Genomic DNA, 21420 nt, shown 5'->3' with positions numbered 1-21420 from the left:
AGCATGGAGGCCGTTGTGCTGGCCGGAATAACGAGGCGCGTCCTGGACGAGCTCATGAGGAACCCATACCGGACGATCGAACTTCGGGGAGCGAGGAACGTCCGAGCAGTTGAGGAGGCCATGGAAAGAGCCATGAGGCTGTTTCTGACTTACGACCCGTTCAGCGACGTGGGGATCGGCACTGAGGGCCTGCTGGCCGAGTTGTTGAGGGCAGCGGAGCTGGAGACGAGGGTGCCCTGGGAGGAAAGCGACGAGAGGGAAGTAACGGTCTGCAGGGCAAAGGTGAGACTTGTCGGCCTGGGGAGGGTTGTGGAGGTCGAAAAGGAGAGGGGCCTGCTAGTAGTCCGCATCCGCGAGCTAATGCCCCAGGAGATGGGCATGGGCTAAAGAAGAGTTGTCTGCCGACCTTTTCCCGACGAGGTTTTCTTGGGCGGTTCAACCTTTTTGAACTCCAGCCCCTCCTTTTCAAGCAACCTCTTCGCCCCGGAAGTCAAAGAAGGTGCAACAAGGATACCCCTGACCTTCGGGTGCTCCTTCATCAGGGCTTCAACGTAGCGCTTGAGCTGGCTCACCGCGTGGAGATCAGCCTTTCTCCTCTTCAGCTCAAGGACTACAAGATTGCCGTCTTTGTCCCTCCCCAGAATATCAACTATGCCGTGGCCAATTTGCTTCTCCCTGAAGAGCGGCTTAAAGCCCGGCTCAATGAGCTCCGGGTTCCTGAATATCATCTCCGCCATCTCGGCCTCGCTTCCGGTCAAGGTAAGCTCCTCGTAGTCCTCTGCTTTGAAGAGGGAGACAAGGTAAACTTCCTCAAGCTCGACCTCAAGTATCTCCTTCGGCTTCCGCCGGACAGAGCGGAGGACTAGAATCCCATCGCGCTCCTCCATCATCACGAAGCTCCCCGGCGGCTGCCAGTTAACGGGCTCCCTCTTCCGGTTCTGGTGAATGAGGAAGGCACCGTCAGGCTTGATGATTATAACCCGATCACCCGAACCGAGCTCGCTCTTGGCCCTGCCGTCGTAGTGAACCCTGCAACGGGCGAAAAGAGTGAGCAAAGCCTCACTTGAAAGCGCCGAATCGGCGAGCCGTTTGACTTCATCCGTTGAGGGGTTCACGATGGCGTCAACTTTAGGCATGAAACGGGGTAGAGAAGAGGGGTTAAAAAGCTAACTCAGTCCTCGACGCCCCTGTCAGTGATGCGGAATATGGCCTCGCCCTCGGGCAGGTGGGGGCTGTCTATGAGCCTGGCGACGCGCTTCCCCGCTTTACCTTTCCTGAGGTATATCCTAAGCGTGGCGCTGTGGGCGAGGATGTGCCCGCCGACAGGCCTCGTTGGGTCACCGAAGAAGGCGTCGGGCTTCGCCTGCACCTGGTTGGTAACGAAGACGGCTATGTCGTAGAGGTCCGCTATACGGTGAAGGTCTGCGAGATGTTTCGCCAGCTTCTGCTGCCTCTCGGCGAGGGTTCCCCTGCCGACGTACTCGCTCCTGAAGTGAGCCATGAGCGAATCAACGACTAGAAGCTTTACCGGTCTGTCTGTCTCCGCTTTCTCCTTGATTATCTCCTCCGCCTTCTCGATGAGGAGCATCTGGTGGTTACTGTTGAAGGCCCTAGCGACGTAGATGTTCCTCAGGGCCTCTTCAGGGTCAAGACCCCTGGCCTCGGCGATCTGCCTTATCCTCTCGGGTCTGAATGTGTTCTCCGTGTCGATCCAGATGACCGAACCGTGAAGGCCACCCTCCTCTTGGGGAAGCTGAACCATTACTGCCAAGGTGTGCGCCAGCTGGGTCTTTCCGCTTCCGAACTCTCCGAAGACCTCGGTTATGGCCTGGGTCTCGACGCCGCCGCCGACGAGCTTATCGAGGCTCTTGCTTCCAGTGGAAATTTTGCCTATGGTTCTTCTCTTCTCCATGTACTCGTCAGCCCGCATGAACGTCCCTATGTTCGCGGCCTCCCTTGCGGCCTGGATGATCTTGAGCGCCGCACCCTCACTTATGCCAGCTATCTCCTTGAGCTCCATCGGGGACGCAACTGCTATGGCCTCGATGCTGTCGTAACCGGCCTCGCGGAGCTTTTCAGCGGTTGCAGGGCCAACGCCAGGAAGATCCTCCAAAGTCCTGATTTCCTTCTCCTTCTTTTTCTTGGTTGAGCTTGATGGTGACTCCTCAACGATGTCGAGCTCCTCAAACTCTTCGAGCTCTTTTATTTCATCGTCAGCTTTCTTTTTCCTCGCCATGGCACCCACCTACACGGACTACCTTCCGTAGGGGTAAAATTGTCAGGGGTTATATACTTTTCTCAGACAGGAGAGCTTTTAAGAGTTTGGTTCTACAGAAAAACCAAGGGGTCCCTCCCCCGGCAAATCCGGCATTGCAACGTTTATATGGCCAAAAACATCCAAAAAAGACTAAATTAATCAGGTTTTGCTGGAAGACACTGCTCTTATGACTATGAGCTTCGCACCATGCGGCACTTCCTCATCAAGGGACGGGCCCAGAACGGGCTCCTCGGTGTAGTAGCCCACAAGGAAATACCCCTCCACCTTGAGACGCCTGAGGGCCTCAACGTACGGCACACCCCAGAGCTCCGGCCTCACGATCACGGATATGTCGTACTTCCCCAGGGAGGTGGTCAGGTCGTCCACAACATCCACGACCTCGGGTTCAAAGATGGAGCTGGCCAGCAGTCTGCCGGCAAAGCTCCTGCTGAGGATAACCCTGTCCGCACCGGCCTGTTTAAGGAGCTCAGCACTTTCTTTCCTCAGCGCCTCAACAAAAACCCTCGCCCGGGACATTCTCTTTATCATCAGCGTTGTGAAGACTGACTTCGAATCGTCCTCCAGGGCAAGTATCACATGGGAGGCCTCCCCGATGTGGGCGCGCTCAAGGGTCTCAAGGTTCGTCGGATCCCCCACCAGAACCTCCACCTCCTCCGGGAGCTCCACTTTTTTCCTCTCAGTTTCATCGGGGAACACGACAACTATTGGACGCATCTCGGCACTGCCCCCGGAGACAGCGGTAATGAGCTCGCTCACGCAGCTGGGGATCGTGCTCCCCTGACCTATTATCACGTAATGGCCCGAATACCCAACACGGTGCATGCCCATCATCCTCCTCAGAGATGATGAAATGAAGTATTCAGCAAGGACGGAGACGAGGGCGGTGAACGTGGAAATCCCCGCGACCGCCGCCACCATCGCAACCGCCCGCCCCGCCCAGGACTGGGGCGTTACGTCCCCGTAGCCGATGGTGGCCATGGTTATGACCGCCCAGTAGAACGCGGTGGAGAAGCTGACGCCCTCGAAGTACATGAACAGAATTGCAAAGAACACCGCCAGGAGAACCACCACAACCGCTATCTGCAACAACCGGTTACGACCAACTTTGACCCTCATCTTCAGGAGCTTCCGAACCACGGTCACAGGGATCATGGTGTACACTACCCCCGGAACTTTAAAAGGTTATCATTACAGGCCATTATAGTTCATGGAGGGACTTTTATTTCCACTGGAAATGGAAGGCCATTTCGATGGGCATCTAAAGAGCCCCCCAGAGTTTCATTTCCACTGGAACCCAGATTCGGAAAAGGACGGCATATGCGGCATGAAATGAAGAAAGGGGTATTTATATACCCCCTTATAAAATTAAAGTTCAAGGGTTTTTAAGCTTCTGGGATCTATGCTGCACGAGTTTTCATGACGAAGGGAGATCGTCAATATTTTATGAACATTGTTCATGAAAAGATATAAATACCGTGAGTTTTATAGAAAACGGGAGAGTTTTCACCAGAACGATAAGGGAACTAGGAGAGTAGCCAAAACCCGCTTCCAGTGGAAACAGAACTCCCTGGGGGTACTGTTCTGTTTAACTATTGTCTCCGGTTATATGTTTCTATTTACTTGGAATGCACCTTGTTGCACTTCAGTGAACCGATTTTTATGGACATTAATGTTCATTGAGCTTTCAGTGGAAATGTCCGTATGAATCCCCCTGTACGTTTACAAATTCAAAAATCTGGTGTCCTAATGTGTGCATAACTTTTTCGTTTCCGCTGGAACCCTGTGCAAAGTTAATTAACACCTTACCCCATTAACCATTATGGTGGTCTCCATGGGGGACATTGAGTCAAGCGTTCTCCAATGGTTGAGGGAAGGCGACGATAGTGCCGAGGACATAGTTGACCTCCCTTGGGCCGTGAGGGAGGTTCACCCAGGCACATACCTGGCCGAGCACCCGAGGATGCCTTTTTCCCTGATCGTAACGTTTTCCGACGAGTTTGTTCACCTGGTCGTGCCCCTTGGGCTTGAGACCTTCCCAATGATGAAGGACGAGAAGCTCAAGGTCTACCACACCCTTCTCCGCCTCAACGATCGGGTAAACCTCATGAAGTTTGCCCTCGCAGGAATGAACGATGACGTCTATCTCCGCGTTGACCTCGACAAGAAGGCCCTCGGGAAGGAGGAGTTTAACGACGCCCTCTCCGCCCTTCTGGTCGGCCTGCTGTCGGCCGTGTCTGAGCTGGGGCTGGAGGACGAGTTTGAGAGAGAAGTCTTTGACAGGATAGTCGCCATGGTTCTCGACAGGCTTCAGAAAGGGGCCACCCGGGAGGAGCTCCTCCGGTTCCTGACGGTTAAGGTAGGGATGGATGAGAAGGACGCTCTTGGTCTTCTTGAGGAGATAATGGCCATTAAAAAAGAGATTGAGGGGGAGGATCGGGATATCGGGTACGTTTGAGGGCCTCTGCTTTTGTTTTTCTGCAGTGGCTGGGATGGTTATCCACGGGGGTGGATGGTGCCTTTTTTACATCCTTCTGTTCAACAACGCATATAAACCCGGTTCCTCAAGAAGTCTATGCTTCCTCTGCATCCGGTGCTTCCTGTGGAGCTCATGTTTGATCTTCAATATGTTGCCAGCTGAATGGTAATAATTTCAAAATCTGGATCATATCATGTCAAATATCTAAATTCGTGATCATATCTTGGGACAAAAGTCTACGGCCGGGCTTGGTTTCCAGTGGAATAGGTGATGGTGATGGATGATAGCTACCTCGACTCGATCTTTGAGAAGTACCTCCATGCCAAGAAGATCTTCAAGAACAAGGAGGTTCTGAGGCACAGCTACACCCCCAAGGAGCTCCCGCACAGGAGGGAACAGATAGAAAACCTTGCCCACATTCTTGTCCCTGTCCTCAGGGGTGAGACACCATCAAACGTTTTTGTGTATGGGAAGACCGGTACGGGGAAGACGGTTACCATTAAGTTCGTTACAGAGGAGCTCAAGAAGATCTCTCAGAAGTACAACATACCCGTGGACGTTATATACATCAACTGTGAAATAGTTGACACCCAGTATCGGGTTCTGGCCAATATCGTGAACCACTTTAAGGATGAGAGCGGTGTCGAGGTGCCCCTGGTCGGCTGGCCGACGGATGAGGTCTACGCGAGGCTCAAAGAGGTAATAGATGCCACGGAGCGTTTCGTTATAATTGTGCTGGACGAGATAGACAAGCTCATCAAGAAGAGCGGGGACGATATCCTCTACTCCCTCACGAGAATAAACACCGAGCTCAGGCGGGCAAAGGTCAGCATAATCGGCATTTCCAACGACCTTAAGTTCAAAGAGTACCTCGACGCCCGTGTTCTGTCCAGTCTCAGTGAGGAGGAGGTTGTATTTCCCCCTTACGATGCCAATCAGCTCAGGGACATCCTCATGCAGCGTGCGAAGGATGCCTTCAATGAGGGCGTTCTGGACGATGGCGTCGTCCCACTGTGTGCCGCTTTGGCCGCGAGGGAGCACGGCGACGCGAGGCGCGCTCTGGATCTGCTCCGCGTGGCGGGTGAGATAGCCGAGCGCGAGGGGGCCAGCAAGGTCACCGAGAGGCACGTCTGGAAGGCCCAGGAAAAGATTGAGCAGGACACAATGGAGGAGGTCATAAAGACGCTCCCGCTCCACTCAAAGGTTCTCCTCTACGCGATAGTCCTCCTCGACGAGAACGGTGAGCTCCCGGCCAACACTGGCGACGTTTACTCCGTCTATAAATCGCTCTGCGACCACATAGACCTCGAACCGCTCACACAGAGGCGCGTGAGCGATTTGATCAATGAGCTAGATATGCTGGGCATAATCAACGCGAAGGTCGTCAGTAAGGGCAGGTATGGAAGAACCAAGGAGATCCGCCTGAACGTAACTCCTTATAAGGTCAAAAACATATACCGTCACGACCATCAGCTCCAGACCATGCTCACCGTAAGCATGTCTAGGCAGAGGAGGCTGCTCTGATGGGACTTATTGAGGATTTAATGGCCAACAACTATTTAATCACTCCCTCCGCGTACTACCTGCTTGAGGAGAGGTACCGGAGGGACTTCACGCTTGCCGAGCTCATAAAGTTTGCCAAATCGCGCGGCACCTTTGTGGTGGACTCTTCCATCGCAGAGGAGTTTCTGAGGGAGAGGGGTCTGCTTTCAGTGGAAGTTCCAGTTGAAGGGGGCACTCGCGGGGGCGAAAATCTCGACCACGAGTCCTCAAATGAGATGCTCCATGGTGGTGAAAAAAGGGTTGTCCTAGCCTCTGATGCTGATTCTGCTTCTGTCTCGTCTGCTATCGTCGAAAGCACTTCGGTGGACCATCCTCCTGAAACCGCTGATGGAACCTTTATTTCCACTGGAACTCCGGATGAAAAGGGCCCTGTAGATGCTTCTTTTGGTGGTTTGGGGGGAGAGGAACCCGGTTTGTTCCGGGGGGAGAGTTCTATTTCCACTGGAGCCGCCGGGGCCCCCACGGGTGAGACCGCGCCGGCCGAAGACATGGTCGAAGGGGATACCGGTGAGGCCCTCCCCGTGGATGGTGGGGATTGCGGGGAAGAAACCTCCGGGCCCCCCAGTGGCGCTGAGGCTGCAGCCTCTGGGTCTGGGATTGGCCGGGAGATCACAGAAAACGGCAATGGCTATCCAGACGACGAGTCATACTACGAGAACGGGGAGGAGATGGAGCCCAGAATAGTCTATGGAGAGTACGGGGTGCCGATGGCCTACGTCGGCGAGGAGGTTTCGGGGGAGAGGAAAAGCTACTCCACTTATGAGGACTACCGCCTCAGCCCCAAGAAGGGCTTCCGCTACCGGGCGGCCGAGATCCCTGACGAATGGGAGCTTGTTTTTGACGTTAAGAACGTTAAGTTTGAGGTTCCCAAGGTCAAGAGTGCCGCCAGCAAGGAAGGGGAGATAATTATCAAGGTCTACGCCGACTACTTCCGTTCCCGTCTCAGGAAGATGCGCAGGATACTCCGTGAGAATCCCGAAATCGGTGGCGTTATAGACATTGCAAAGCTCAGCTACGTCAAGACCGACGATGACGTCACCATAATCGGCCTCGTCAACAGCAAAAGGGAGACCGCCAAGGGCTTCATGTTTGAGGTCGAGGACAGCACCGGGGTTATAAAGGTGTTCATAAACCGCAACAACGAGGAGAGCGCGAAGTTCTTCCAGATAATGCCTGACTCGGTTGTCGCGTTCCGTGGCCGCTACTCCGGCAGGGGCATATTTTTTGCCAGCAAAATTTTCCTCCCCGACGTCCCCATGTTCAAGCGTGAGAAGCCGCCCCTTGAGGAGAAGGTTTACGCGCTGCTGCTGAGCGACATACACGTGGGCTCGAACAAGTTCTGCGAGAAGGCCTTTATGCGCTTCCTTGAGTGGCTGAATGGGGACGTAAACAACAGGGCCGAGGAGGAGCTGGTGAGCAGAATCAAATACATTATTATCGCCGGCGATGTCGTTGACGGCATAGGTATTTACCCGGGCCAGTACAACGAGCTTGCCATTCCGGATATATTTGACCAGTACGAGGCCCTTGCAAACCTGCTGAAAAACGTGCCCGACCACATAACGATGTTCATCGGCCCTGGCAACCACGATGCGGCCAGAACGGCCCTCCCCCAGCCGGGCTTTTACGAGGAGTATGCGAGGCCCCTCTTCAAGCTCAAGAACGCGGTCATAATAAGCAACCCTGCCGTTGTAAGGCTCCACGGCAGGGACTTTCTGATAGCCCACGGGAGGGGGATAGAGGACGTGGTGAGCTTTATCCCGAACAGGAGCCACCACAGGCCGGCGGAGGCAATGGTGGATCTTCTGAAGCTTCGCCACCTCGCGCCGACCTTTGGGGAGAAGGTTCCTATAGCTCCAGACCCCGAAGACACCCTGGTCATAGAGTCCGTCCCCGACCTCTTCCAGGCCGGCCACGTCCACGTCATGCAGTATAAAATCTATAACGGTGTCTTTGTGATCAACACCGGCACCTGGCAGGCCCAGACCGAGTTCCAGAAGATGGTGAACATCGTACCAACTCCCGCGAGGGTTCCAATAATAGACGTTGAAACCGCCCGCCTGAGGGCCGTCGTCCGGTTCGATCAGTTCTGTGAGGGGGTTTGAATGGGGGAAGAGCTATACTCTCCTGAAATGAAGGCCTACTTCGAGATGCTCCAGCGCGAGATAGACAGGGCCTACGAGGTGGCGAGAAAGGCCCGCGCTCAGGGAATGGACCCCAGCCTTGAGGTTGAGGTTCCCCAGGCGACCGACATGGCCGGCCGTGTCGAGAGCCTCGTCGGCCCCCCCGGAGTGGCCGAGCGCATAAGGGCTCTTGTGAAGGAGTACGGGAAGGAACTCGCCGCCCTCAAGGTCGTTGACGAGATTATCGAGGGGAAGTTCGGCGACCTCGGGAGCAAGGAGAAGTACGCGGAGCAGGCGGTCAGAACGGCTCTGGCAATCCTCACGGAGGGAATAGTTTCGGCCCCATTGGAAGGTATCGCTGACGTTAAAATCAAGCGCAACGAGTGGGCAGATGGTAGCGAGTATTTGGCCCTCTACTACGCGGGGCCGATAAGGAGCTCCGGCGGAACGGCCCAGGCCCTGAGCGTCCTCGTCGGCGACTATGTGAGGAAGAAGCTAGGTCTCGACCGCTTCAAGCCGAGCGAAAAGCACATCGAGAGGATGGTGGAAGAGATAGACCTCTACCACCGTGCCGTTACAAGGCTGCAGTACCACCCTGAGGCCGATGAAGTGAGGCTGGCCATGCGGAACATACCGATTGAGATAACCGGTGAGGAGACCGATAAGGTCGAGGTTTCCCACCGCGACGTCCCCGGTGTTGAGACCAACCATATCCGCGGCGGTGCCATTCTGGTTCTGGCTGAGGGCGTCCTCCAGAAGGCCAAGAAGCTCGTTAAGTACATTGATAAAATGGGCATAGACGGATGGGAGTGGATAAAGGAGTTTGTTGAGAGCAAAGAGAAGGGCAAGGCCGAGAAAGAAGAGAAGAAGTCCTCAGGGGAATCAAGGGCTGAAGGGGCTCGTCCCGAAGAGGTGAAGGGGAAGGTCGAGAAGGGCTTCTACTACGAGCTCTACGAGCGCTTTAAGGCCAACATCGCGCCGAACAAGAAGTACACGAAGGAGATAATCGGCGGCAGGCCGCTCTTCGCGGAGCCCTCGGAGAACGGAGGCTTCCGTCTCCGCTACGGCCGCTCCCGCGTCAGCGGCTTCGCCACGTGGAGTGTCAATCCGGCCACAATGCTCCTTCTTGACGAGTTCATAGCCGTGGGGACGCAGATGAAGACGGAGAGGCCCGGAAAGGGCTGCATCGTGACGCCCGCCACTACCATCGAGGGCCCGATAGTCAAGCTCAAGAACGGCTCCGTCATCAGGGTGGACGACTACGAGACTGCACTGAGGGTGAGGAACCAGCTGGACGAGATACTCTACGTTGGCGATGCCCTCGTCAACTTCGGCGACTTCGTGGAGAACAACCAGACGCTTTTACCAGCGAACTACGTAGAGGAGTGGTGGGTTCAGGAGCTGGTTAAGGCGATAGCGGAAACCTACGAGGTTGAGCTCAAGCCCTTCGCCGAGAACCCGCGCGAGGCAATAGAGGAGGCCGCGGAGTACCTTGAGGTCGACCCGGATTTCCTCGAAAGGCTCCTCCACGATCCGCTCCGTGTTAAGCCGGACGTCGAGATTGCGGTGCACCTCTCAAAGGTCCTCGATATTCCTCTCCACCCGTACTACACACTCTACTGGAACACGCTCAAACCGGAGGAGGCCGAGGAGCTCCAGAGGGCATTGGTTAATGCTCAAATCGAGTGGGGCGAGTTCAGGGGGATAAAGTTTGCCCGGAAGGTGGTTCTCGAAAACGACCCGAAGATAAAGCGCTACCTTGAGCTTCTCGGCCTTCCCCACAGGCTTGAGCGCACTGAGGACAGGAGAAAGGTCATTGTCGTTGAGTACCCCTGGAGCGCCGCTCTGCTCACCCCGCTCGGCAACCTTGAGTGGGAGTTCAGGGCAAGGCCTTTTTTCACTGTAATTGACATAATCAACGATAACAGCCCCATAAAGCTCCGCGACAGGGGCATAAGCTGGATAGGGGCCAGAATGGGCCGTCCGGAGAAGGCCAAGGAGAGGAAGATGAAGCCGCCGGTTCAGGTTCTCTTCCCGATCGGTCTGGCGGGAGGGTCGAGCAGGGACATAAAGAAGGCCGCCGAGGAGGGGAAGGTGACCAGCGTCGAGATAGCCTTCTTCCGCTGTCCGGAATGCGGCCACACTGGCCCCGAGCATCTCTGCCCACGCTGTGGTACCAGAAAGGAGCTCCTCTGGCACTGTGCTAAGTGCAACGTTGATTATCCTGAAAACGAGGCTGAAAGCTTTGACTTCCGCTGTCCTAAGTGCGGCATTGAACTGAAGCCCTACGCGAGGAGGACGATAAAGCCGTCTGAACTGCTCAGGAAAGCTATGGAAAACGTGAAGGTCTACGGCATCGACAAGCTCAAAGGCGTCCAGGGAATGACCTCTGGCTTCAAGATGGCTGAGCCTCTAGAGAAAGGCCTGCTGAGGGCCAAAAACGACGTCTACGTCTTTAAGGACGGCACCATCCGCTTCGATGCCACCGATGCTCCGATAACCCACTTCAAGCCGAGGGAGATAGGCACGAGCGTTGAGAAGCTCCGCGAGCTCGGCTACACCCACGACTTCGAGGGCAAACCCCTGGAGCGGGACGACCAGATACTCGAGCTGAAGGTTCAGGACGTTATACTGCCCTACGAGGCCGGTCGCTACCTCCTCAAGGTCGCGCGCTTTATAGACGACCTCCTTGAGAAGTTCTACGGCCTTCCGAGGTTCTACAACGCCGAGAGGATGGAGGATCTCGTCGGCCACCTCGTTATCGGCCTTGCCCCACACACTTCCGCTGGAATAATCGGTCGGATAATCGGCTTCTCCGACGTTCTTGTGGGATATGCTCACCCGTATTTCCACGCGGCGAAGAGGAGGAACTGCTTCCCTGGAGACACCAGAATCCTCGTCCAGATTGACGGCAAACCGGCCAGAATAACGCTCCGCGAGCTTTACGAGCTGTTCGAGGAGGAAAGCTATGAGAACATGGTTTACGTCAGGAAGAAGCCGAAGAGGGACGTTAAGGTCTATTCCTTCGACCCAGAGAGCGGAAAGGTTGTCCTGACTGACATTGAGGACGTAATAAAAGCTCCGAGCACCGATCACCTGATCCGCTTTGGGCTTGAACTCGGAAGGAGCTTTGAAACGACTGTGGACCATCCAGTTCTGGTATACGAGAACGGAAAATTCGTGGAAAAGCGGGCCTTCGAGGTGAAGGAGGGGGAGATGATAGGGGTCTATGAAAATGGGCACCTCACACTGCTTAACATCCAACGCATCGAATACCTCAAGCCTAAGAGTGACTTCGTATTCTCATTAAATGCCAAAATCTATCACAATGTTCTAATAAATGAGAATATTGTAACACACCAATGCGACGGCGACGAGGACGCTGTAATGCTCCTCCTCGACGCCCTTCTCAACTTCAGCAAGTATTACCTCCCCGAAAAGCGCGGCGGCAAGATGGACGCTCCGCTGGTCGTCACGACGAGACTCGACCCGAGGGAAGTTGACAGCGAGGTCCATAACATGGACGTCGTCCGCTACTACCCGCTGGAATTCTACAAGGCGACCTACGAGATGAAGTCTCCAAAGGAAGTGAAGGTCATAGAGCGCGTTGAGGACAGGCTTGGAAGGCCGGAGATGTACGAAGGCCTGAAGTTCACCCACGATACGGACGACATCGGCCTCGGACCGAAGATGAGCCTGTACAAGCAGCTCGGCGACATGGTGGAGAAGGTCGAGCGCCAGCTCGCCCTGGCGGAGCGCATAAGGGCGGTTGACGAACATCACGTGGCCGAGACCATAATCAACTCCCACCTTGTCCCCGACCTGAGGGGCAACCTGAGGAGCTTCACGAGGCAGGAGTTTAGGTGTGTTAAATGCAACACGAAGTACAGAAGACCTCCTCTGACAGGAAAATGTCCCAAGTGTGGCGGAAAAATCGTTTTGACCGTCAGCAAGGGCGCGATAGAGAAGTACCTGCCCACCGCCAAGATGCTCGTTACGAAGTACCGTGTTCTTGACTACACCCGGCAGAGGATATGCATAACTGAGAAGGACATAAAGAGCCTCTTCGAGAACGTCCTCCCCGAAAGGCAGAGGACGCTGATGGGCTTCTCGGCGGACGTCTGCGAGAAGATGATAAAGGCCAGAACAGGGAAGTCAAACGGCAGGAACGGCTACTTGGACGAGCTGAAGGCGAAGGGGGAGGCTAATAACACCGGGAAGAAGGCTCCCTCCAAAGAAAAGAAGTCCGAGAAAAGGAACCGGCCTTCCCAGGGCCTTGAGAAGGAGATCCGAAAGGAGAAATCCCGGATGAAAAAGCCGAAGAAGGGTATCAGCCTGGACGAGTTCTTTGGCTCGTGATCCTTTCTTCCCGTTGCTTTTACTTCCCGGCTTTCCGTTAATCATATATATTATTATGCCGTTTTATTTCCGGTGGAGATGCCCCAGCTTAAATTGGTGCCCAGCGTGGCCTACCTGCGCGTTCAGAGGCAGGCGTTCGTAGGTTACTCCATGCCCCTTGCGGGCTGGATAGGTGAGTATCTGATAAACTATCAAAGGCTCCCGAGGCCGAATTTCTTGGGCAGGGCATTTGGAAAGCTGGGCTTTTCTTTAGCTGGAGAGGAGCGCGACGACCGCTACATAACCCAGTTCTTCACGAAGGGTAGTGTTTCCGTAAGCGCAAGCTGGGACGTTGAAAGGGAGAGTCTTTTCCTCCAGATAATACCGCTCCGCTCAAGGCTCTCCCGCGGCCTGACCGTCCGCGCCGAGAGAATCGAGTTCTACGACCAGTATGTGGTGAGCATAGAGCCGACCGGCAAGCTCCCGCCCGGTGTCAGGGGGATTGGGATAAACGCGCTCATCCTTGAGGACTTCTACCCGGTCGAGACTCCCTACTGGGGCATGCTCCACGAGGACTGGGAGGCCGAGCTGAACCTCATCGTCATGATGGACGAGGTTTACGACAGGCTTTCCCGCGAGGAGTACCGCTGTCCGGTCTGCTTTGCCCCGCTCCATGAAGAGAACGGTGTCTTAAAGTGCTCTTCCTGTGGCTTCACCTACGCTCCGGAGACGGACTTCGAGAGGGTCGTGGAGAGCTTCACTGTGGAGGAGTTTGCGTTTTGAAGCTTTTGGAAAAAGCTTCACCAAAAGCACGTAGCTCACCCTCTAAAAAGACCATAATACAAGGATTTTGCACTCAGAAGGCTCGTTTTCTCAAGGAGAACACGTTTAAACAGACCTTGGCACGGGGTTTGCTCTCTTTTGACGCCCTTCGGGCGTCGATTTTAAAGTTAAACCCCTACCAAGGAGCAACTTGAAAAGTTCTCACACTTGAAACAACCGTTCGGGTAGAGAAAATCACTCAGAATTTAGCCTTTTAAAAGGAGCTACGAACCTTGGTCAAACTCTGCGGGACTTCCGTCCCTTGCGTCGAGCAGAACTTGACGTGCGCAGGCAAAGTTTCTGGGGGTGTGGGGGCGTTAGCCCCCCGGAGTTTTGGAGAAAACGGGGTTGTGGGGCGTAGCCCCACTTCGGGGGTTTGAGAGTACAGAGAGATAAGGGGGCGGAGCCCCCTTGTCTTTCGTTGTGGTAGCCCCGCCGGGATTCGAACCCGGGTCGCGGGATCCAAAGTCCCGCATGCTTGGCCGCTACACCACGGGGCTGCCCGATAGAAAGAGCCTGTTCAAGCTTATAAATCTTAAGCCCCCTCAGAAGGAAGTAAATGGGGTGAAAAAGCCTCAAACGATCAACGAAACCAAATCCCTTATTGCCTTCTCCGGGTCCTTGGCCTTGGTTACGCCGCTCGCAAGGAGCACTCCAACGCTTCCAAGCTCGAGGGCCTTCTTGACGTCCTCGCCGGTGCTTATTCCCGCGCCGGTGAGAACCTTGACCTCTGGGTTTACCTTCCTGACGAGCTCGACGGTGTCGGTGATGACTTCCGGCTTGGCCTTGCTGACGGGAATTCCGGTACCTATCAGTTCGGGCGGCTCGACGGCGACGTAGTCCGGGCCAAGCGCCGCGACGGCAGCACTGACGGCCGGGTTGTTGGAGCAGACCATTGTCATGAGTCCGACTTCCTCAGCGCGCCTTATGCTGGCCTCCAAGTTCGCGAGGATCATCCTATTCTCGGAGTGGTTGAGGAGCGTTCCAACTGCCCCGGCCTCTTTAACCGCCTCCGGAAGGACGTGGCCGGTGTGGCTGCCCGGCGTTATCGGGTCAATGTGCTGGGCGAAGACCGGAATCTCGACCTCCTGGGCGATGCGGTAGAGGTCGGCCAGCTGGGGGGCGACGACGATTGTTATCCCGGTCTCCTTCCAGACCTTCTCGGCTGCCTTCGCTATTGCCAGGGCCCTCTCGCCGGTGGCCTCAATGTATGTCTTGAAGTTGATCGCTATGATCGGCTCCTTAAGCTTCACCATAGGTATCACCGGAAGTGTTACGTTCTTTCCCCTTAAACGTCTTTCGGGGAGTTCCGTTTCCACTGGAGACCGGTCTTCCGAACGGGTCTATTAGGCCTGCCCTTATTAGGGAAGAGCTTATCTTCGGCCCCAGGGGGCTTCTCACGAGCCCTATCGTGACTACGTCGAGTGGTTTCAGCCCGTTCTCCTCCCTTGCCCGGTTTACGACGAGTGCCCCCTTGTAGGTCTCCTCGCTCACCACTATGGCCTCAAGGCTCCTCATGCTGCCCGCGAAGCCTATTGCCGTGTGTATCTTGATGACGCGGTAGTTTGAGTAGCCGTTGACCTCGAAGAACTTGATTAAATCCTTCAGGCGAATCTCGTAGGGGAGGATTTTATCGGCGTACGGCTTCTCGCGTATCATCTCGTCCGAGGTGAGGCCCACGTAGACGTATTCTCCGACCTCAAAGGCCTTCCTCAGCAGGGCCTTGTGGCCGAGGTGGAGCCTGTCGAAGGTTCCGCCGACGACGACTTTCCTGTATTTTTTCCTCATGGAGTTTGCTTAGGCGGCCGAACCAATAAGCTTTTTTATTGCCCCGCGGACTTTTCGTGAGGTGAGAACGTATGAGGAGGCTTGGTGTGCTGGTGCTCGCTGTTCTGATGATCCTCTCACAGGCCGCCGCTGTAAACGCTGCCCCGGCGCCGCAGAACCCGCAGCCCTTTTTTAAGATGGACATTGTCATCAGGGTCTCCCCGGCGTCTATAAACGGTTCCAACGTCTGGATTGGTGCTTTCAAGATCCACGCGGTGCTGGAGGATCCATACTACAGGCACTACTTCGAGTCAATGGCTGAGAGCAATTCGACGAAGGCGGAGGAGGAGTTCAGGGCCTTTGTCAAGTCCCTGATCTACGATAACCTCAAGGACAGCTTTAATGAGAAGCTGAAGGCGCTTAACATGACTGCAGAGATATACGTCCCTAAGGAGGGCCCAGTCAGGGTTCTTGATAACTGGTCCGCATTGGTGTCCTTTTCGGTCACGAACTTCCTCGTGCCGGACGGTGTCCTCTTCAAGTTCCCCATATGGGGGGGCATGAAGTTCTCAATACGGGGGAGGGTCTTCGACTACAGCTGGGACAGGCTGACGGTGATGCTCCCCAAGGACTACGAGGTTAAGGACCTCGTCCCGGCGCCGGACGATTTTGAGGGCAACGTGGCGGTGTGGGAGAACGGGTACATATTCCCCCTGATAGAGCTTTACAACCCCCTGTACTCGTATATCCGGTTCATAAACTCGACCCGCAAGCAGATAACCTTGATATACGACCCCGATAACGGCTACGTCCAGTTCAATGCGACGTTCTCCGGCGCAAAGGCCAACGATGCCGTTGTGGACAAGCTCCTCAGCAGCTTCAGGTCGGTAATGGACACCGTCAGCATAGACGCTGAAGAGCGCAACGGTTCCCTTGTGGTTATCGGCGTCGCCGTGCCCAAGGTTGCCTACAGGGAGACCCGGAGCGAGAAGGTGTGGGAGGCGATGGTTAAGCTTCCGGGCAGGTTTGACAACATCACCGTGATGAACGGTGAGTACCAGCTGGCGCCGGACAACACCGTTATAATCCGGGTGGTTGAAAAGAAGCGCTGGTATCTCCCCTATGCTGCAGGTGGGGCTCTGGTTCTCTTGGCGGTTCTGGCCTACATGCTCTCCAGGAAGAGGGGAGGCGGACGGAGGCATCTCGGGCCGAAAGGTGGAGGAGGGCTTCCCAGAAAGGAGGAGTGAGGTGGTTCGATGGACTTCTTCTTTTACCCTTCAAGCGTCGCTGTTTTTGGCTCGTTCAGGGTGGGGGCAATAGCCTACGAGATACTCAGGAACATTGTCGAGGGTGGCTTTGAGGGCAGGGTGATTCCCGTAAACCCAAAGGGTGGAACCGTCGAGGTCGCCGGAAGGGTCTTTGAAATCAGGCCGAGGCTGGAGGAGCCCGTTGATACAGCCATAATTGCCGTTCCTGCCAGAATGGTCCCTGCCCTAATAGATGAGATTGGGCCGCTCGTAAAGGGCGCCGTCGTAATAAGCGCCGGCTTCTCTGAGGTTGGAAACGAAGAGCTTGAGCGTGAGCTGGTGGAGAAGGCCAGGAGGCACGGCGTCAGAATCATTGGCCCCAACTGCGCCGGCATTTTCGGCGTCCACGGGAGGTTCTTCGGCTCCTTTGAGGTACGTGTTAAGCCCGGTGGACTGGCCCTCATCAGCCAGAGCGGTGCCTTCGGAGGCGCTGCCCTCGCGATGGGCAACGATGAGGGGGTCGGCTTCTCGGCCTTCGTTTCCTACGGAAACGCCGCAGATTTAAACGAGAGCGACTTCCTTGAGTACTTCGCTGACGATGAGAACACGAAGGCGATAGCCCTGTACATTGAGGGCGTCAAGGACGGGAGGCGCTTTTTGGAGGCCCTCCGCTACGCGGCGAGCAAAAAGCCCGTCATTGTCCTCAAGGCCGGGAAGAGTGCGAGCGGTGCGAGGGCGGCTGCTTCCCACACCGGTTCTCTGGCTGGAAGCTACGAGATTTACAGGGCCGCGTTCAAACAGGCCGGGGCGATAGAGGTCGAGGAGATGGAGGAGGTCTTCGACGCGGCAAAGGCCTTCGAGGTGTACCCGAAAGCGGGAAGGCGCGTCGCAGTTATAACCAACTCCGGCGGGCCCGGCGTTCTGGCGACGGATAGGCTCGAAAAGCTGGGCCTTGAGATTGCTGAACTAAGCAAAGAAACCATCGAGAAGCTCCGCTCCTTCCTCCCGCCGCAGTGCTCTGTGAAGAACCCGGTAGACCTCATAGCCGATGCTGACTACGAACGTTACCGGAGAACCATCGAGGTCGTATGTAAAGATGAAAACGTTGATTCCCTCCTCGTCATCTGTGTCCCTCCGATATTCATCCCCAGCGGGGAGATAGCGAGGGCCGTAATCGAGGCGGACTGCAGCAAGCCGGTAATAGTCAACTTCATGGCGGGGGAGCTCGTGAGGGACGGAGTCGAACTGCTGGAGGGGGCGGGTATCAAGAACTTCCCGACGCCGGAGCGTGCCGCGAGGGCGCTCTACTGGCTCTCGCTCCGCTGACTCCAAACTTTTTTAATACAATCCCCCTAACTTCTGACCGGGTGGTGGTTGTGAGGCCTTACCGGCTGATGTATCCCATGAGGACGTACCTTATTGTGGCGGGCCACGGTGGGGAGACCAACGTGATGGCGGCTGACTGGGTCACCGTTGTGTCCTTCCAGCCCTTCATGGTCGGTGTTGCCATAGCCCCCCAGAGGCACACGTGGGGCCTTGTGAAGAAGTACCGCGAGTTCGTGGTGAGCGTTCCGGGGCTTGACATGCTGGACGACGTCTGGATTGTCGGAACCCGGCACGGTCCGGAAAAGCTGAAGGAGACCTCCATAAAGTTTGTTCCGTCCAAAGAGGTGGGAACCCCAAGCATAGAGAATGCACTGGCCAACATTGAATGCAGGGTGGTTGACGAGCGGGACTACGGCGACCACACCTGGTTCGTCGGTGAGGTTGTCGGGTTCTCCTACAGGGAAGACGCTTTTTTAGAGGACAGACCCAACCTTGGTGCGGGCTTTCTTGCCCACGCCTCGTGGACGGACTTCGTGACCTTTGAGGACAGGATCTACCGGCCGCGCGGTTAGGTTTAGGCGGTGCCTGAACGCCCCAACAAATTTTTATACCCTTTCCTTCATTTAACCCCGATGATAGCGCTGGGCATAGAGGGTACTGCACACACGCTGGGCATAGGTATAGTCACGGAAAAGGAAGTTCTGGCCAACGTATTCCACACTCTCACGACCGAAAAGGGGGGCATCCACCCCAAAGAGGCGGCTGAGCACCACGCCAGGCTTCTGAAGCCCCTTCTTAAAAAGGCCCTGGAAACGGCTGGAATCGGAATGGATGAGGTTGACGTCATTGCCTTCTCCCAGGGGCCGGGCCTCGGTCCCGCCCTCCGCGTCGTCGCCACCGCCGCGAGGGCCCTTGCGATAAGGCACGGTAAGCCCATAATAGGGGTCAACCACTGCATTGCCCACGTTGAGATAACGAAGATGTTCGGGGTAAGGGATCCGGTCGGCCTCTACGTGAGCGGGGGCAACACTCAGGTTCTGGCCCTTGAGGGGGGCCGCTACCGTGTTTTTGGTGAGACCCTAGACATTGGAATAGGCAACGCAATAGACACCTTCGCGAGGGAGCTCGGACTCGGTTTCCCCGGCGGGCCGAAGATTGAGAAGCTGGCCCTCAAGGGCGAGCGCTACATCGAGCTCCCCTATGCCGTGAAGGGAATGGATCTGAGCTTCTCCGGCATCCTGACCGAGGCCGTCAGGAAGTACAGGACGGGCAGGTACAGGGTTGAAGATCTCGCCTACTCCTTCCAGGAGACCGCCTTTGCTGCCCTGGTTGAGGTTACGGAGAGGGCGGTGGCACACACGGGTAAAGATGAAGTGGTTCTCGTTGGCGGTGTCGCCGCCAACAACCGGCTGAGGGAGATGCTGAAGGTGATGGCGGGGGACAGGGGGGTGGAGTTCTTCGTCCCGCCCTACGAACTCTGCCGCGACAACGGTGCGATGATAGCATACACCGGTCTGAGGATGTACCTTGGGGGCGTCAGGTTTTCACTTGAGGATACTGTGGTCAGGCAGAAGTTCCGCACCGACGAGGTGGAGGTCGTATGGAGCTAGTGACGTCTCCCTTCGCACTGCTGGCGGATCTGGTGCTCTTTGCGGTCATCACGTACGTGGCCTTTCATGCGGTAAAGAGAATAAACCGGTACGAGGAGCCCCTCGGGAGGTTCATGAAAATAACGGCGGCGTCGCTGTCGCTGGCGTCCTTTGGGCGGCTTCTTGACATCGCGGACAACTTCATGAGCCTCCGTCCGGGGATAATACTGCTTGAAAAGGCCATATATTTTGTCTCAATAATAGGGCTGGCGTACGGCCTCTTTATGTACGTGAGGGGCATTGAAAAGACGATTCTCCGCGTCCCGGACGACGTGTCTGCCACGGATGGGGTCGAGCCTGGGGGGTACCTTTACCTCGGGAGGGACGGGGAGGTCGTTGATTTCATGGCCTCAGTTGGAGTTCCGGCTCTTGTCGTCACCCGTAGCCCGTGGAAGTATTCCGATCTGGGGGATCACGTCCAGACACTGTGGGTCACGCAGGTGGGGCAGGAAGGGGTCAGCCGTTCTAGTTAGCCGTAACTTGTGTAAAGTTCGTAAACGTCGTTACGGCTAACCTTCCCCACTCCCAACTTCATCGTGGGGCTTTCGGGGGGAACGGTGACTCCCCACATCTTCAGGCTTTTCAGCAGTCTCCATTCGGGCTTAAAACCCCACATTCCAGAGACTGCCACACCACTACAAAATCCACTTCAAAACTATTTAAAAATTACGACAAGACAAAAACACCAAAACTTTACACTTTTAACCATTTATGAAACAGCCCACAAAGCTCCACGTTATTCTTGAGAGCGCGGTGGGTTTTCTGAGGGGAGGCGGGAAGGTAGTGGTCATTGACTGCCTTGAGGTTCTGGTGATATACAACGACTTCGTTTCGGTGTTCAGGTTCCTGGCGTCCCTGAAGGACTACGCCGTTAATTTTCACTCGCTGGTGCTCGTGACCGTGGAGGAGGGGGCCCTGGCGGACAGGGAGTTCAGAATACTGTCCAAGGAGTTCATTCCCGTGAAGAACCTAAGCTCCCTCCTCAGAACTTCCTCTTGATCCTCATAGTGTACTTGGGGTACACCTCGCGGGTAAAGCGGACGAACTTTGCCCTCCTGGGGGAGAGCTTTATCGTTATCTCCGTTTCGGGCTCCAGATACGTGTAGAACTGTCCGTCCACCGCCAGTATAATCTCCCTTGTTATCGCGACGTTCCTGACGTCTATTCTGCTGGACGAAGGCACTATCATCGGCCTCGAACTGAGGGCTATGGGGGCGAGTGGCGCTATGACCACGACGTCCAGCCTGGGGTCAACGAAGGGCCCGCCTGCGCTCATTGCATACCCTGTGGAACCGGTCGGCGTCGAGACGATCAGTCCATCTGCCCTTATCTCGTCCGCCAGCCCCATGTCAATGTAGTACCGCAGGTGTATTATCTTTCCGGGGATCCCTGTGAGTATTGCCACCTCGTTGAGGGCGTCGGGGACGGTGTTCTCACCGTTGAGGTACGTCCTCAATTTTATGCGCTCATCTATGTGATAATCGCCCTCCAGGAGCTTGCTGAGGGCAAAGAACGTCTCGTGGGGTTCGACCTCGGTGAGAAACCCCAGGGTTCCCATGTTGACCCCCAGTATCGGAATGTCCTTCCTGGTTCGGTGCTCGACTCGGAGGATCGTTCCGTCGCCGCCGATGACGATTATGAAATCCACGTCAAAGTCCTCAAGGGGGAGCACGTCCTCCTCATGGAACTCCGGGAGGTACCGGTTGGTTTCCTCATCAACGTACACTTCATACCCGCTGACCTTAAGGAAGTCGTAGACGCGGTAGGCCAGCTTCAACGCCGCTTCCCTATCCCTTCGGGCAACGATTCCAAACTTCATACTCCCCTCTTC

Annotated in this window: 18 protein-coding genes and 1 tRNA gene; 12 read left to right on the top strand and 7 right to left on the bottom strand. The window is 55.7% G+C overall.

The features are described 5' to 3' along the window. The first annotated feature begins 3 nt into the window (after window positions 1-3). Window positions 4-387, top strand: a complete 384-nt coding sequence (locus tag E3E36_RS04975; RefSeq protein WP_167894202.1) for a DUF473 family protein — start codon at window positions 4-6, stop codon at window positions 385-387. On the opposite strand, the gene nucS is transcribed toward E3E36_RS04975, so the two are convergent. From nucS to E3E36_RS04960, 3 genes are all read right to left on the bottom strand, one after another. Continuing rightward, on the bottom strand, window positions 384-1136 hold the full coding sequence (nucS, locus tag E3E36_RS04970; protein ID WP_167894201.1) for an endonuclease NucS: 753 nt from the start codon (window positions 1134-1136) through the stop codon (window positions 384-386). The two genes, E3E36_RS04975 and nucS, sit on opposite strands and share 4 nt — an antisense overlap. Before the next feature lie 35 nt (window positions 1137-1171). Beyond that, the gene (radA, locus tag E3E36_RS04965; RefSeq protein WP_167894200.1) at window positions 1172-2236 is read right to left on the bottom strand and encodes a DNA repair and recombination protein RadA; all 1065 of its coding nucleotides are present in this window, start codon (window positions 2234-2236) and stop codon (window positions 1172-1174) included. A gap of 180 nt (window positions 2237-2416) precedes the next feature. Continuing rightward, window positions 2417-3430: a TrkA family potassium uptake protein gene (locus E3E36_RS04960; RefSeq protein ID WP_167894199.1), complete on the bottom strand. Its 1014-nt coding sequence runs from the start codon at window positions 3428-3430 to the stop codon at window positions 2417-2419. A gap of 679 nt (window positions 3431-4109) precedes the next feature. Between E3E36_RS04960 and E3E36_RS04955 the strand changes: the two genes are divergently transcribed. The 5 genes from E3E36_RS04955 to E3E36_RS04935 all read left to right on the top strand — a co-directional run bounded on the left by E3E36_RS04955 (window position 4110) and on the right by E3E36_RS04935 (window position 13561). Beyond that, window positions 4110-4733 carry a DNA-binding protein gene (locus tag E3E36_RS04955; protein WP_167894797.1) on the top strand — a complete coding sequence of 208 codons (624 nt, stop codon included), beginning with the start codon at window positions 4110-4112 and terminating at the stop codon, window positions 4731-4733. Between the two features lie 297 nt (window positions 4734-5030). Next, the gene (locus tag E3E36_RS04950; protein ID WP_167894796.1) at window positions 5031-6278 is read left to right on the top strand and encodes an ORC1-type DNA replication protein; all 1248 of its coding nucleotides are present in this window, start codon (window positions 5031-5033) and stop codon (window positions 6276-6278) included. Further along, window positions 6278-8422: a DNA-directed DNA polymerase II small subunit gene (locus tag E3E36_RS04945; RefSeq protein WP_167894198.1), complete on the top strand. Its 2145-nt coding sequence runs from the start codon at window positions 6278-6280 to the stop codon at window positions 8420-8422. Before E3E36_RS04950 ends, E3E36_RS04945 begins: the two co-directional genes overlap by 1 nt. Then, on the top strand, window positions 8423-12799 hold the full coding sequence (locus tag E3E36_RS04940; protein WP_167894197.1) for a DNA-directed DNA polymerase II large subunit: 4377 nt from the start codon (window positions 8423-8425) through the stop codon (window positions 12797-12799). 78 nt (window positions 12800-12877) lie between these two features. Next, window positions 12878-13561, top strand: a complete 684-nt coding sequence (locus tag E3E36_RS04935) for a hypothetical protein (RefSeq protein ID WP_167894196.1) — start codon at window positions 12878-12880, stop codon at window positions 13559-13561. Window positions 13562-14024: 463 nt separating this feature from the next. Here E3E36_RS04935 and E3E36_RS04930 read toward each other — a convergent pair. The 3 genes from E3E36_RS04930 to coaD form a co-directional block, all read right to left on the bottom strand. Then, a tRNA-Gln gene (locus E3E36_RS04930) sits at window positions 14025-14100 on the bottom strand. A 75-nt stretch (window positions 14101-14175) separates the two neighbouring features. Then, window positions 14176-14856 (bottom strand): triose-phosphate isomerase, encoded by a 681-nt coding sequence (tpiA, locus tag E3E36_RS04925; protein WP_167894195.1) that lies wholly within the window; start codon window positions 14854-14856, stop codon window positions 14176-14178. Then, on the bottom strand, window positions 14843-15388 hold the full coding sequence (coaD, locus tag E3E36_RS04920) for a phosphopantetheine adenylyltransferase (protein ID WP_167894194.1): 546 nt from the start codon (window positions 15386-15388) through the stop codon (window positions 14843-14845). Before coaD ends, tpiA begins: the two co-directional genes overlap by 14 nt. Before the next feature lie 71 nt (window positions 15389-15459). Here coaD and E3E36_RS04915 point away from each other — a divergent pair, with 71 nt between their 5' ends. The 6 genes from E3E36_RS04915 (at window position 15460) to E3E36_RS04890 (ending at window position 20588) form a co-directional block, all read left to right on the top strand. Next, window positions 15460-16614 carry a hypothetical protein gene (locus tag E3E36_RS04915; RefSeq protein WP_167894193.1) on the top strand — a complete coding sequence of 385 codons (1155 nt, stop codon included), beginning with the start codon at window positions 15460-15462 and terminating at the stop codon, window positions 16612-16614. A 9-nt stretch (window positions 16615-16623) separates the two neighbouring features. Then, complete coding sequence (locus tag E3E36_RS04910; RefSeq protein ID WP_167894192.1) at window positions 16624-17940, top strand: acetate--CoA ligase family protein; 1317 nt, start codon at window positions 16624-16626, stop codon at window positions 17938-17940. 50 nt (window positions 17941-17990) lie between these two features. Then, the gene (locus E3E36_RS04905) at window positions 17991-18512 is read left to right on the top strand and encodes a flavin reductase family protein (RefSeq protein WP_167894795.1); all 522 of its coding nucleotides are present in this window, start codon (window positions 17991-17993) and stop codon (window positions 18510-18512) included. 60 nt (window positions 18513-18572) lie between these two features. Continuing rightward, window positions 18573-19550: a bifunctional N(6)-L-threonylcarbamoyladenine synthase/serine/threonine protein kinase gene (locus tag E3E36_RS04900; protein ID WP_167894191.1), complete on the top strand. Its 978-nt coding sequence runs from the start codon at window positions 18573-18575 to the stop codon at window positions 19548-19550. Continuing rightward, the gene (locus tag E3E36_RS04895; protein ID WP_167894190.1) at window positions 19541-20062 is read left to right on the top strand and encodes a hypothetical protein; all 522 of its coding nucleotides are present in this window, start codon (window positions 19541-19543) and stop codon (window positions 20060-20062) included. Before E3E36_RS04900 ends, E3E36_RS04895 begins: the two co-directional genes overlap by 10 nt. 238 nt (window positions 20063-20300) lie before the next feature. After that, window positions 20301-20588, top strand: a complete 288-nt coding sequence (locus tag E3E36_RS04890; protein WP_167894189.1) for a DUF835 domain-containing protein — start codon at window positions 20301-20303, stop codon at window positions 20586-20588. Here the strand turns inward: E3E36_RS04890 and E3E36_RS04885 are convergent. After that, the gene (locus tag E3E36_RS04885; protein WP_167894188.1) at window positions 20572-21408 is read right to left on the bottom strand and encodes an NAD(+) kinase; all 837 of its coding nucleotides are present in this window, start codon (window positions 21406-21408) and stop codon (window positions 20572-20574) included. The genes E3E36_RS04890 and E3E36_RS04885 overlap by 17 nt on opposite strands. Window positions 21409-21420 lie beyond the last annotated feature (12 nt).

This window comes from Thermococcus sp. M36 (assembly GCF_012027355.1).
GTDB lineage: Archaea > Methanobacteriota_B > Thermococci > Thermococcales > Thermococcaceae > Thermococcus.
This window is presented reverse-complemented; position numbering and strand designations above follow the sequence as displayed.